This is a genomic window from Ideonella sp. (genome assembly GCF_035254525.1).
In the GTDB taxonomy this organism is placed as follows: Bacteria; Pseudomonadota; Gammaproteobacteria; order Burkholderiales; family Burkholderiaceae_C; genus Ideonella.
On the sequence record NZ_DATFAN010000150.1, the window covers coordinates 26,858 to 39,083 of the forward strand.

A 12,226-nucleotide genomic window follows, 5' to 3' on the forward strand; every position below is an offset into this window, starting at 1 on the left:
ATGGCCACGAGGAAAGGCACGTCCCCGCCCGCACTGCACGCCGCCGACAGCCACGACCTGATCCGCGTGCAGGGCGCGCGCGTGAACAACCTCAGGGACGTCAGCCTCGCGATCCCGAAGCGCCGCCTGACCGTGTTCACCGGCGTCTCGGGCTCGGGCAAGAGCTCGCTGGTGTTCGACACGATCGCCGCCGAATCGCAGCGGATGATCAACGAGACCTACAGCGCCTTCGTGCAAGGCTTCATGCCGGCGCTGGCGCGGCCCGAGGTCGACGTGCTCGACGGCCTGACGACCGCGATCATCGTCGACCAGGAGCGCCTGGGCGCCAACGCCCGCTCCACCGTCGGCACCGTGACCGATGCGAACGCGATGCTGCGCATCCTGTTCAGCCGGCTGGGCCGGCCGCACATCGGCCCGCCCAGCGCCTTCGCCTTCAACGTCCCGTCCGTCCGGGCGGCCGGTGCGATCACGGTCGAGCGCGGCGAGGGCAAGACCCAGACGGTGAAGAAGACCTTCACCCGCACCGGCGGCATGTGCCCGCGCTGCGAGGGCATGGGCTCGGTCACCGACTTCGACCTGCCCGCGCTGTACGACGACAGCAAGTCGCTCAACGAAGGCGCGCTGACGATCCCCGGCTACAGCATGGACGGCTGGTACGGCCGCATCTTCCGCGGCTGCGGCTTCTTCGACCCCGACAAGCCGATCCGCAAGTTCACCAAGCGCGAGCTGCACGACCTGCTCCACAAGGAGCCGACCAAGATCAAGGTTGACGGCATCAACCTGACCTACGAGGGCCTGATCCCGAAGATCCAGGCGTCGATGCTGGCCAAGGACATCGACGCGCTGCAGCCGCACATCCGCGCGTTCGTCGAGCGCGCGGTCACCTTCACGACCTGCCCCGAGTGCGGCGGCACCCGGCTCGGCCCCGAGGCCCGCTCGTCGAAGATCGAGGGCAAGAGCATCGCCGATGCCTGCGCGATGCAGATCAGCGACCTGGCCGAGTGGGTGCGCGGCCTCGGAGAACCCTCGGTCGCACCGCTGCTGGCCGCGCTGCAGCAGTCGCTCGACGCGTTCGCCGAGATCGGCCTGGGCTACCTCTCGCTGGCCCGTCCGACGGGCACGCTGTCGGGTGGCGAGGCGCAGCGCGTCAAGATGATCCGCCACCTCGGGTCCTCGCTGACCGACGTGACCTATGTCTTCGACGAGCCGACGATCGGCCTGCACCCCCACGACATCGGGCGGATGAACGAGTTGCTGCTGCGCCTGCGCGACAAGGGCAACACCGTGCTCGTCGTCGAGCACAAACCGCAGACGATCGCGATCGCCGACCACGTGGTCGACCTCGGGCCGGGCGCCGGCACGGCGGGCGGCACCGTCTGCTTCGAGGGCAGCGTCGACGGCCTGCGGGCCAGCGGCACCCTCACGGGCCGCCATCTCGACGACCGGGCCGCTGTGAAGAAGACGGTGCGAAAGCCCGGTGGCCGGCTGCCCATCCGCGGCGCGGCGCTGCACAACCTGCGCAACGTCGATGTCGACATCCCGCTCGGCGTGCTGGTGGTCGTCACCGGGGTCGCCGGCTCCGGCAAGAGCTCGCTGATCCACGGCTGCCTCCCCGCCACGGCGGGGGTGGTGGCGATCGACCAGGTCGCCATCCGCGGCTCGCGGCGCAGCAACCCGGCCACCTACACCGGCCTGCTCGACCCGATCCGCAACGCGTTCGCGAAGGCCAACGGCGTGAAGCCGGCGCTGTTCAGCGCCAACTCCGAGGGCGCCTGCCCCAGCTGCAACGGCGCCGGCGTCATCTACACCGACCTGGGCCCGATGGCCAGCGTCGCCACGGCCTGCGAGGAGTGCGGGGGCAAGCGCTTCCAGGCCTCGGTGCTGGCGTATCGCCTCGGCGGGCGCGACATCAGCGAGGTGCTCGAAATGCCGGTGGCCGAGGCCCAGGCCTTCTTCGGCGCCGGCCCGGCACGCACGCCGGCCGCCCACACCATCCTCGGGCGGCTGGCCGACGTGGGCCTGGGCTACCTCAGCCTCGGGCAGCCGCTGACCACGCTGTCCGGCGGCGAGCGGCAGCGCCTGAAGCTGGCCACCCAGATGGCCGAGAAGGGCGACATCTACGTGCTCGACGAGCCGACCACCGGCCTGCACCTGGCCGACGTCGCGCAGCTGCTCGGCCTGCTCGACCGGCTCGTCGATGCCGGCAAGTCGGTCATCGTCATCGAGCACCATCCGGCGGTCATGGCGCATGCCGACTGGATCATCGACCTCGGCCCCGGCGCCGGCCACGACGGCGGCCGGATCGTCTTCGAGGGCACGCCGGCCGAGCTCGTCGCCGCCTGCGCCACCCTCACCGGCGAGCACCTCGCGGCCTACGTCGGCCGCTGAGCGGGGCCTTCGCCGGGGCCACAAGCCCCGGTCGATTGAACGCAGCGTGCAGTCCCGCCGAAACCCGCGGCGCCGGCGCGGTGCTTCAATCGTCGGCATGGACACCACCGCCACCTCCCCTGCCCTGCCCGCCCTGTACCTCTCGCACGGCTCGCCGATGACGGCGCTCGATGCGGGTGATGCCGGCACCTTCTGGCGGCAGCTCGGCCCGGCAATCACGCGTGCCTTCGGCCGCCCGCAGGCCGTGCTCGCCGTCTCGGCCCACTCCCTGACGCGCGAGCCGGTGCTGCTGGCGGCGCCGCGGCACGAGGCGGTGTACGACTTCTCGGGCTTCCCCGACGCGCTGTACCAACTGCGCTACGACGCCCCCGGCGCACCGGCGCTGGCCGAGCGCGTGGCCGCGCTGCTGCGCGCGGCCGACCTGCCGGTGCATGTGGTGGCCGAGGGTGGCCTGGACCACGGCATCTGGACCCCGCTGCGTTCGATGTTCCCCGAGGCCGACATCCCCGTGCTGCCGCTGGCGTGGCCGCCGATGTGGGCGCCCGACAGGCTCTACGCGCTCGGCCGCGCGCTGGCGCCGCTGGCCGCCGAGGGCGTGCTCATCATGGGCAGCGGCGCGATCACCCACAACCTGCGGCTGTTCATGAGCGGGCGCGGGCCGGTCGACGCGCCCGAGCACACCGAAAGCGCGGCCTTCCGCGGCTGGGTGAACGAGCACGCGGCCGTGGCCGACTGGCCCGCGCTGTTCGACTACCGCGCCCGGGCTCCGCACGCCGCGCACATGCACCCGACCGACGAGCACTGGCGCCCGTTCTACGTCGCCGCCGGTGCCGGCGGCGGCACGCCCGGGGTGCGCCTGCACGCCAGCGTGACCTACGGCCACCTCGGCATGGATGCCTACGCCTTCGGGCCGCAAGCGGCGCAACTCGCCGGGGCACTGGGCAAACACTGAGCGGCTCCCCGCGGCGGCCGGGGCATGATGCGCGCCATTTGACGACCACCGCGCCCGGCCGGCACGACCGGCTTCCGGCGCACGAAGGGCCCATCTTGTCCACCCTCAAGACCCGCCTCGCGCACATTCCCGAAGGCGCCGCCGCGCTGTTCTTCGTCCAGATGTTTTCCACGCTGGGCTTCGCGGTGCTGTATTCGACGCTGGTCCTCTATGCCACCAAGCACCTGCACTTCCCGACCAAGGACGCGGCCGCGGTGATGGGGGTGTTCGGCGCCTTCAACTACGGGCTGCACCTGTTCGGGGGCTGGTTGGGCGGGCGGTTCCTGAGCAACCGCAACCTCTTCGTCGGCGGCATGGTGCTGCAGGTGATCGGCTGCGCCAGCATCGCCACCGGCACGCTGGCCGGGCTGTACTGGGGGCTGGCGCTGTTCCTGACCGGCAGCGGGCTGAACGTCACCTGCCTGAACATGATGCTGACGCAGCGCTTCACGCCGGAGGATCCGCGCCGCGAAGGCGCGTTCCTCTGGAACTACGCCGGCATGAACGTCGGCTTCTTCGTCGGCTTCACGGTCGCGGGCCACTTCCAGCTGACCGAGCGCTACACGCCGCTGTTCCTCTTCGCGACGCTGGGCAACGTGGCGGCGATCGCGCTGGCGCTGGCGAACTGGAAGACCCTGGCCGACCGGGCCACCCCGCTGCTGCAGGCGACGCCCGCCGCCTTCCGCTGGCGCTTCGCGGTGGGCGTGGCGATCCTCGTCGGTGTGGTGCCGATCGTGTGGTGGGGGTTGCTGACGCCGGGCGAGACCGGCACGCTGGTCAAGTGGATCTGCGCCGGCATCTTCCTCGCGCTCGTGTGGCTCACGGTGAAGCACCCCGACGCGCGCGAGCGCAACAACATGTGGGCCTACCTGATCCTCTCGCTCGGCTCGCTGGTGTTCTGGGCGCTGTACCAGATGGCGCCCAACGGGCTGCAGACCTTCGCCGACAACAACGTCGACCGCATCGTCTGGGGCATCGAGGTCGCGCCGCAGTGGATCCAGAACATCAACACCCTTGTGATCGTCGTCGGCGGGCCGCTGATGTCGGCGCTGTTCGTCAGCCTGCGCGCACGCGGCTGGCGCATCGACATCCCCCAGCAGTTCGCCGTCTCGCTGCTGCTGATGGGCCTGGGCTTCCTGTTGCTGCCGGCCGGCATCGCGCTGGCCGATGCGCGCGGCATGGTCGCCTTCGGCTGGCTGTTCTGGAGCTACGTGCTGCAATCGGTGGGCGAGCTGCTGATCTCGCCGATCGGCTACGCGATGATCGGCAAGCTCGCGCCGCGCCAGCACCAGGGCGTGATGATGGGCGCATGGATGCTGGTGACGGGCCTCGCCTCGCTGTTCGCCGGCGACTTCTCGGGCATGCTGCCCGAGCCGGCCGGCAGCACACCGGTGGCGACCAACCCGGTCTATGGCCACCTCTTCGCCGAGCTCGGCTGGGGCAGCGTCGCCGTCGGCGTCACGCTCGTGCTGCTGATCCCGGTGTTGCGCCGCCTCATCCGCGACCAGGACACGCCGGCGATCGACGAGCTGGTGCCGGCGGTTGCGCCGCGGTGACGGCGCACGGACGGGCCACCCTCATCCGGCAGGCTCGGCGGCCACGTCACGGTGCCGCGCGGGCCGCAGCGTCGACGACAGTGCCGCGCTCAGCAGCACCAGCGGCAGGCCGATGGCGAAAGTCCAGCGGATGCCCCAGTGCTCGGCGACAAAGCCGAGCAGCGGCGGCGCCAGCAGGAAGCTGACGAACGAGATCTGCGCCAGCGCGGCCACGTTGGTGGCGGCAGGCCGGTCGGTGCGTCGTGCCGCCGCTGACATCGCGAGCGGAAACATCACGCTGGTGCCGACCCCCATCAACGCAAAGCCGAGCAGCGCGAGCGGCGCGGCCGGTGCGACGCTGACCAGCAGCGTGCCCAGGCCCAGCACGCCGAGCAGCGTGCGCGCGATTGCCGACGGGCTGTGGCGCTCGACGAAGCGGTCCGCCACGTAACGTGTGCCGCCCTGGATGAACGCGATGCAGGTCACGGCCATCGCACCGAAGAACGGCGCGGCGCCGAGCGCATCACGCATGTAGATGGCCGACCAGTCGATGCCCGCGCCTTCGAGCACCAGCCCCGAGAGCGAGAACAGCACCAGGCCCATGATCGCCAAGGTCGGCCGCGCAAAGTGATGCGCCGGCTCCTCGCTGCTGCCGCTGCGCTGCGGCGCGCCGTCGAAGCGGCCGAGCAGCAGCAGCACGAGCAGGCCGGTGAGCGGCACGACGGCTGCCAGTTGCCACTGCGGCGGGATCGCCAGCCGGGCCGCCAGCGCGCCCAACAGGCCGGCGCCGAAGAAGCCGAAGCTCCAGAACGCATGCGCCCGGTTCATGATGCGTCGCCCACGCTGGTGCTCGACGCGGTCCGCCTCCAGGTTGACGACCAGCTCGATCGCCCCGATGCACAACCCGGCCGGCAGCAGGCACAGGAACAGCGACAGCGGCCCGCGCGCGTGCGCGGCCAGCGCGTAGAACACCGGCAGCAGCGGCATCAGCACGAGCAGCGTGCGGCGGTGCCCGATGCACTCGACCGGCCGCCCGGCGAAGCTCAGCGAGACCAGCGTTCCGCAGGCTGCGCCGATCAGGCCGAGGCCGAGCTCGCCCTCGGTCACCGCCATCGAACGCTGCAGCTCCGCCAGGCGCGGGTAGAAGCCGCCGAGCGAAAAGGCATACAGGAAGAACGCCGCGAAAACCTGGCGGTGTGCGGGCAGCGGCAGGCCGAAGCGACGGACGTGGTGGAGGGGCATGGGGTGACGAAGGACAGGACGCGCGATCCTGCCATGACCGGCGCTCGACGACGTGGCATGGCGCGATGCCCGCTTTTCCGCAGGAGGCGGGGGCGCTGCCAGGCCACCGGCAGAGCCCGTCCGCCGGGCTGCGGCATCATCGGACACCATGTCGACCGCCACTGTCCGCACCGTGCTGCCGCTGTCCCTGGTCACCGGCACCAGCATGCTGGCGATGGACCTCTACCTGCCTGCCGTGCCGGTGCTGCAGGCCCAGCTGGGCATCGGCGTTGCGGCGGCACAGGCCACCGTGGCCATCTTCCTGGCCGGGCTCGCGGCGTCGCAGCTGGTGTGGGGAGAGGCGCTGAACCGGCTGGGGCCGCGACGTTGCCTGCAATGGGGCGTCGGTGCGCTGGTGCTGGCGAGCGTCGTGTGCGCGTTGGCGCCGGGCATCAAGACGCTGCTGGTGATGCGGCTCGTGCAAGGCATTGCCGCCGGCGCGGCGACGGTGATCGCCCCCAGCGTCGTGCGCGCGACGCTCAGCGACACCGACCTGGTCAGGGGCATCGCCGCGATCTCGATGGTCGAAGCCGTCGTGCCGGCGGCCGGGCCGGCGCTGGGCGCACTGCTGCTGCAGCTGATCGACTGGCGCGGCCTGTTTTGGATCGTCGCCGGCATCGCGCTCGCGGTGCTGCCCTTCGTCGTGCGTGTCGCGCCGGCGCGGCTGCCAGGGCTGGACCAAAGCGCGCGAAGCGGCTGGCGCGACATCCTGCGCAACCGCCGCTTCATGCGCCTTGCGCTGTCCCATGCGCTGTGTGTCGGTGCGCTGCTGATGTTCGTGGCCAGCGCGCCGCAGCTGATGGCCAACGCCCTGCACCTGCCGCCCTCGGCCTTCGCGGCGCTGCAGGTGGTCGGCGTCGGCGCCTTCATCGTCATGGCCAGCCAGTCGGGGCGCATCGCCCGGCGGCTGGGCAACGGCGGCGCGGTCCACCTGGGCGCCTGGATCCAGCTCGGGCTGTGCAGCACCTTGCTCGCCGGTGCCGCAGCGACCACGCTGCCGTATGCGGCCATCGCGGTGTTCTGGGCCGGCTTCTGCGGAGCATTGGCCGTGCGCGGGCCGCCGGCCTTTGGCGACGCGCTCACGCTGCCGCCGGAGCAATTGGGCCGTGCCTCGGCGCTGCTCGTGCTGGCGCTGCTGTGCATCGGCTCGCTGGGCACACAGCTGGTGGCGCCGTTCATGGCCGGCGACTCGATCGTGCCGCTGGCAGCGGCGATGCTGGCGATGCTGCTCGCCAGCATCGTCCTGGTGCTGCCCTACCCGCCGCGGCCCGCGACGCCCGGCATGCTGCCAGCCGCCAGACACGCCGAACGTTGAGCGGCGCAAGCGGCCGCAGTCGCGTCAGCCGTCGCCAAGCCGCTTGGCCATGCGCGCGGGCAAGCGCCTTTCCACGAAGAGCTCTCGGACTTCCGCAAGGCTCAGGTACCGGCCGGCCTTGCCTTGCTTGCCCATCACCTGAAGCAGGATCGGCCACTCGCCGTCCATCAGTCGCCTGTCGATTTGGCGCCTGCGTCCTGCTGCTCGCTCAAAGTTGGCGTCCATCATTCGCTTCAGGTCGTCCAAGCTCAATCCGCGCTCGGCCCGGCCATCGGCATCCAGCTGGTCGCCGGCAAACTCGTCGAGCCGGTCCAACTCGGCCCGCTTGATCGTCGCTTTCTCATCCAGCATTCGGGAGCCCGCCCCCTTCTTGTCCAAGGGGCCGCCCCTCAGTTCATTGAGCCGCAGCCCGCCCAGCGCATTGCGGGTCAACTGCAGGGGGCTCAACCCGTTGGCCATGAGCGCGATCGCGCGGATCGCGGCCGCAGGCAGGTCGGGTGCTCCGTCGCCAGCCTTGGCCACGCCCACAATGGTCTTGGTCACCTCACCAATGGATGCCTTGTCGTCAGGCAACAGACCTTGAGCCACCAGGGCCCGCAGGAACGGGCACGGGTTGTTCGGGGAAACGTCGTTTTCGGTCTTTGGGGCTCTTGGCATTCAACCTCCGGCATTGGCGAGTCGCCGCCATCGTAGCCGTTGGATGAATCTGCTCAGCAGGTCACGAGATCGGTGTGCGCGAAGCCCTTCGTGTAGTCGAGCACGGAGAAGACTTCCGGCACGACGCGGAACAGCGCGATCTCCTCCGGTGCGGGCATCTTCATCTGTGCCGTCGCGGCGGACGCATCCGGGTACTTCAGCGGCATCATCCGCAGCACTTTCTGCGCCTCGGCGCGGTCGGTGACGCGGTGGGCGCGGGCCGCCATCGACAGGCCGGTGATCGACATGATGTCGGGCGTGTCATGGTCGATCGTGATCGACACGCGATCGTCGCGCGCGAGGTTCCTGGCCTTCTGGCTCTCCAGCCCGCAGAGGAACCACAGCGTCAGGCCCTCGTTCACGTAGCCCACCGTGGTGGCCTGCGGCCAGCCGTCCGGTCGCAGCGTCGCGATGGTCATGATCCGGTGGCCATCGAGCAGGGCCAGGATCTTCCGCTTCATCGAGTCGTCCATGAGCATCTCCGCAGCCACCCATCGGCTGAACGGGCAGCTTGTCGCTGCACGGCGCCGCGCACATTGATTGCCATCAACGCGACCACAGGGGCTGGCAGCTGCCACGGGCCTGTCACCAATGTTTCAACGCGGCGTCAAACCGGCCGCCTAGGCTCTCGCTCGCTTCGCCGCCATCCGTGCGACGAACCCATCCACCACAGGAGCGAGATCGATGAAGTTCAACACCGTGGCGCTTGCCGCCATGCTGACGCTGGGCCTGGGCGCCCAGGCCGCCACCGGCCCGAGCAGCAGCCAGAGCCCTTACCTCGTGCCCACCGCCGAGGGCGTGCAGACGACCTCGGTGCTGACCGTGGGCGACGCCGCCGACAACGGCTACACGATGGTCGGCATTCCCGACGGCATGGGCGCCTACGACAACGGCGACGGCACCCTCACCGTCACGATGAACCACGAGCTGGGCAACACCGCGGGCACGGTTCGCGCGCACGGCAGCACGGGCGCGTTCGTCTCCAAGTGGGTCGTGCGCAAGAGCGACCTGAAGGTGCTCTCCGGCCAGGACATGGTGCAGTCGGCCACCGACGTCTACACCTGGGACACGGTGAGCAACGGCTGGGTCGCCGGCACCACCGCCTTCAACCGCCTGTGCTCGGGCGACATGGCCGAGCCGAGCGCGTACTGGAACCCGAAGAGCAAGAAGGGCGTCAAGGGCGCTCGCATCCACATGAACGGCGAGGAAGCCGGCGCCGAAGGCCGCGCCTTCGCCTGGGTGATGGGCGAAGGCGGCGCGCCGAACACGGCCTGGGAGCTGCCCGCGCTGGGCCGCTTCTCGTGGGAGAACGCGGTCGCCAACCGGGCCAAGCAGGACAAGACCATCGTCGTCGGCACCGACGACTCGTCGGTCGAAGGCCAGATCTACGTCTATGTCGGGCAGAAGCAGGCCAGCGGCAACGTGATCCAGAAGGCCGGCCTGCACGGCGGCAAGCTGTACGCGATCAAGGTCACCGGCAACCAGAACGAGGACACCAGCGACCTGCCCTTCGGCCCCTCCGCCGATGGCCACTTCACGCTGGTCGACGTGACGCCCACGACCTACGGCGCCGGCAGCGGCGTGGCCCTGAACAGCGCCACCGTGGCCGCGGGCGGCAGCAGCTTCCTGCGCCCGGAGGATTCGGCCTGGGACTGGAAGCACCCGAACGTGCTGTACGTGGCGACCACCTCGAGCACCACCGGCCGCTCGCGCATCTGGCAGTTCGACTTCAGCGACATCGCCCACCCCGAGCTGGGCGGCACGGTCAAGGTCGCCGGTGACGGCGGCGCCAACGGCTCTGTGTTCCAGATGGCCGACAACCTGACGGTCGACAAGAAGAGCGGCCAGGTGGTGTTCCAGGAAGACGTCGGCAACAGCGCCCGCCTGGGCAAGGTCTGGGGCCTGGACCCGGCCAGCGGCGCGGTCCGGGAGCTGGCCGCGCACGACGCCGACCGTTTCCTCACCGGGGGCGCGCGCTTCCTGACCCAGGACGAGGAGTCGTCGGCCATCATCGACGTGAGCGACCTGCTCAAGGGCGTCGCGGCCTACGATCTCAAGGCCTATCGCTACTACCTGCTGACCACCCAGGCGCACTACGCCATCGCGGGCGAGCTGGTCGAAGGCGGCCAGCTGCAGCTGATGGCCGTGCCGGCCGCCCTGGTCAAGTAGGCGCCTGCCATCCGCTGCCGAGGCGCTCGTTCAGCCGACCGCGGCTTCCGCGGCGCGGCTGGGCGTTGAAGCCGCGGCCAGCATCGGCGCGGCCGCCTCGGCCGGGCGCGGCGTCAGGTCGATCTCGAAGCGGAACCGGTTGCCGTGGCCGGCGACGCTGTGCGCCTCGATGTCGCCGCCCATCAGCCGCACAAGCTGGCGGCAGATCGCCAGGCCCAGGCCGGTGCCCTGGCTGCGGTGCTGCGCATCGCCGACCTGCTCGAAGGGGTGGAACAGCCGCGCGATCTGAGCCGCGCTGAGCGGCTCGCCGGCATCGGCCACCTCGAAAGCCAGCCGCGTCGGCGACGGCGCCGTGACCCGCAGCGCCACCTCGCCCTGCGCGCTGAACTTGACGGCGTTGTCCAGCAGGTTCAGCAGCACCTGGCGCAGCCGGCGTTCGTCGGCGCAAATCATGGCCGGCACGTCCGGCGCGATCTCGGCGACCAGGTTCAGCGCGGGCTTCATCCGCGCCCGCACGTCGATGATGTCGAACACCACGCGCGCGGAGTCACGCAGCTTGAACTCGTGCGGGCACAGCTCGAAGCGGCCGGATTCGATCTTGGCCAGGTCCAGGATGTCGCCGATCAGCGCGAGCAGGTGCTCGCCGCTGTGGCGGATGGTGTCGACGCTGCGCCGCTGCGCGTTGGTCAGGGCCGGGTCGGCCTGCAGCAGTTGCGCGAAGCCGAGGATGCCGGCCAGCGGCGTGCGCAGGTCATGGCTGATCGTCGCGAGGAAGCGGCTCTTGGCCTGGCTGGCGCGCTCGGCGCGCTGGCGCGCCGCCTCGATCTGGTGGCCCGCCTCGCGCAGCGCATCGTCGGCCTGGGCGCGCCCGCGGGCGTAGCGGATCGCGCGGGCCAGCGACGCGGCGTCGACCTGGCCCTTGATGAGGTAGTCCTGCGCGCCGGCGCCCAGCGCCTGCACCGCCACGTCCTCGTCACTCAGGCCGCTGAGCACGATCAGCGTCGGCGTGCGCGGCGCCTGGCTGAGCAGGTCCTGGACGGTGTCGATGCCCGAGCTGCCGGGCAGCCCGAGGTCGAGCAGCACGATCTCGGCGCCGCTGCCGCGCAGTACCTCGATGCCGGCGCGCAGATCCTGCACCCAGTGCAGGCGGTAACCCGGGCCGTCGAGCGGCACGGCGGCGAGCATCTCGCGGATCAGCCGCGCGTCGGCCGGGTTGTCCTCGATCAGCAGGATCGTGCGCTCGGCGCTGTCGCCGCTGTCGACGGTACGGGCGGTATTCATGGCGAGGCCCTTCGTGGCGAGCCCCGCGCGGGGCTCAGGTGGGTGGCAGGGTGACGACGGTGAGCCAGAACTGCTCGATCGACTGCACGATGTGGTTGAACTGGTGCAGGTCGACCGGCTTGGTCACATAGCAGTTCGCACTCAGGTGATACGCCCGCAGCACGTCTTCCTCGGCCTGCGAGGTGGTCAGCACGACGACCGGAATCAGCTTCAGCGAAGGGTCCGACTTGACCCTCGCCAGCACTTCGCGCCCGTCCATGCGCGGCAGGTTCAGGTCGAGCAGGATCAGGTCGGGCCGGTGCGCCGCCTCGTAGGGCGGGCGGCGGTACAGGTAGTCGAGCGCCGCGACGCCGTCCTCGACCACGTTCACTTGGGTCCAGACCTTGCCCCCCTTCAGCGCCTCGCGCGTCAGGCGCACATCGCCGGGGTTGTCCTCGACCATGAGGATCTCGATCGCTCGGGCAGACACGTCCATCACCACTCTCCTGCGTAGGCCGTGGGATGACGGCACGCAGCCCACTGTAGGCCCGGCACGTGCCCATGCGAAAGCCGGGCAACCCAGGGGTCGGG

General features: G+C 70.6%; 10 protein-coding genes. 5 read left to right on the top strand and 5 right to left on the bottom strand.

Going from position 1 to position 12,226, the window contains the following annotated elements; all coding sequences use genetic code 11:
• From VJ693_RS15120 to VJ693_RS15130, 3 genes are all read left to right on the top strand, one after another.
• Positions 1-2,388 (top strand): excinuclease ABC subunit UvrA, encoded by a 2,388-nt coding sequence (locus VJ693_RS15120; RefSeq protein WP_324155406.1) that lies wholly within the window; start codon positions 1-3, stop codon positions 2,386-2,388.
• Positions 2,389-2,485: 97 nt separating this feature from the next.
• Positions 2,486-3,340 (top strand): class III extradiol ring-cleavage dioxygenase, encoded by an 855-nt coding sequence (locus tag VJ693_RS15125; RefSeq protein ID WP_324155408.1) that lies wholly within the window; start codon positions 2,486-2,488, stop codon positions 3,338-3,340.
• A gap of 95 nt (positions 3,341-3,435) precedes the next feature.
• Positions 3,436-4,935: an oligopeptide:H+ symporter gene (locus VJ693_RS15130; protein WP_324155410.1), complete on the top strand. Its 1,500-nt coding sequence runs from the start codon at positions 3,436-3,438 to the stop codon at positions 4,933-4,935.
• A gap of 21 nt (positions 4,936-4,956) precedes the next feature.
• On the opposite strand, the gene VJ693_RS15135 is transcribed toward VJ693_RS15130, so the two are convergent.
• Positions 4,957-6,156: an MFS transporter gene (locus tag VJ693_RS15135; protein WP_324155412.1), complete on the bottom strand. Its 1,200-nt coding sequence runs from the start codon at positions 6,154-6,156 to the stop codon at positions 4,957-4,959.
• A gap of 148 nt (positions 6,157-6,304) precedes the next feature.
• Between VJ693_RS15135 and VJ693_RS15140 the strand changes: the two genes are divergently transcribed.
• Positions 6,305-7,510, top strand: a complete 1,206-nt coding sequence (locus tag VJ693_RS15140) for an MFS transporter (protein WP_324155414.1) — start codon at positions 6,305-6,307, stop codon at positions 7,508-7,510.
• Between the two features lie 24 nt (positions 7,511-7,534).
• On the opposite strand, the gene VJ693_RS15145 is transcribed toward VJ693_RS15140, so the two are convergent.
• Complete coding sequence (locus VJ693_RS15145) at positions 7,535-8,083, bottom strand: hypothetical protein (RefSeq protein WP_324155415.1); 549 nt, start codon at positions 8,081-8,083, stop codon at positions 7,535-7,537.
• Positions 8,084-8,220: 137 nt separating this feature from the next.
• Positions 8,221-8,667 (bottom strand): pyridoxamine 5'-phosphate oxidase family protein, encoded by a 447-nt coding sequence (locus VJ693_RS15150; protein ID WP_324155417.1) that lies wholly within the window; start codon positions 8,665-8,667, stop codon positions 8,221-8,223.
• A 223-nt stretch (positions 8,668-8,890) separates the two neighbouring features.
• On the opposite strand from VJ693_RS15150, the gene VJ693_RS15155 reads away from it, so the two are divergent.
• Positions 8,891-10,375, top strand: coding sequence for an alkaline phosphatase PhoX (locus VJ693_RS15155; RefSeq protein ID WP_324155418.1), 1,485 nt, complete (start codon positions 8,891-8,893; stop codon positions 10,373-10,375).
• A 30-nt stretch (positions 10,376-10,405) separates the two neighbouring features.
• Here VJ693_RS15155 and VJ693_RS15160 read toward each other — a convergent pair whose 3' ends face one another.
• Together VJ693_RS15160 and VJ693_RS15165 are read right to left on the bottom strand one after the other, a co-directional pair.
• Positions 10,406-11,656 (bottom strand): hybrid sensor histidine kinase/response regulator, encoded by a 1,251-nt coding sequence (locus VJ693_RS15160; protein ID WP_324155420.1) that lies wholly within the window; start codon positions 11,654-11,656, stop codon positions 10,406-10,408.
• Positions 11,657-11,690: 34 nt separating this feature from the next.
• Positions 11,691-12,131: a response regulator gene (locus tag VJ693_RS15165; RefSeq protein ID WP_324155422.1), complete on the bottom strand. Its 441-nt coding sequence runs from the start codon at positions 12,129-12,131 to the stop codon at positions 11,691-11,693.
• Positions 12,132-12,226: the final 95 nt, after the last annotated feature.

Bases quoted from the DNA above. Each gene is read 5' to 3' on its own strand.
- VJ693_RS15120 (WP_324155406.1), top strand. From the start codon at position 1: ATGGCCACGAGGAAAGGCACGTCCCCGCCCGCACTGCACGCCGCCGAC.
- VJ693_RS15125 (WP_324155408.1), top strand. From the start codon at position 2,486: ATGGACACCACCGCCACCTCCCCTGCCCTGCCCGCCCTGTACCTCTCG.
- VJ693_RS15135 (WP_324155412.1), bottom strand. From the start codon at position 6,156: ATGCCCCTCCACCACGTCCGTCGCTTCGGCCTGCCGCTGCCCGCACAC.
- VJ693_RS15140 (WP_324155414.1), top strand. From the start codon at position 6,305: ATGTCGACCGCCACTGTCCGCACCGTGCTGCCGCTGTCCCTGGTCACC.
- VJ693_RS15150 (WP_324155417.1), bottom strand. From the start codon at position 8,667: ATGAAGCGGAAGATCCTGGCCCTGCTCGATGGCCACCGGATCATGACC.
- VJ693_RS15155 (WP_324155418.1), top strand. From the start codon at position 8,891: ATGAAGTTCAACACCGTGGCGCTTGCCGCCATGCTGACGCTGGGCCTG.
- VJ693_RS15160 (WP_324155420.1), bottom strand. From the start codon at position 11,656: ATGAATACCGCCCGTACCGTCGACAGCGGCGACAGCGCCGAGCGCACG.
- VJ693_RS15165 (WP_324155422.1), bottom strand. From the start codon at position 12,131: ATGGACGTGTCTGCCCGAGCGATCGAGATCCTCATGGTCGAGGACAAC.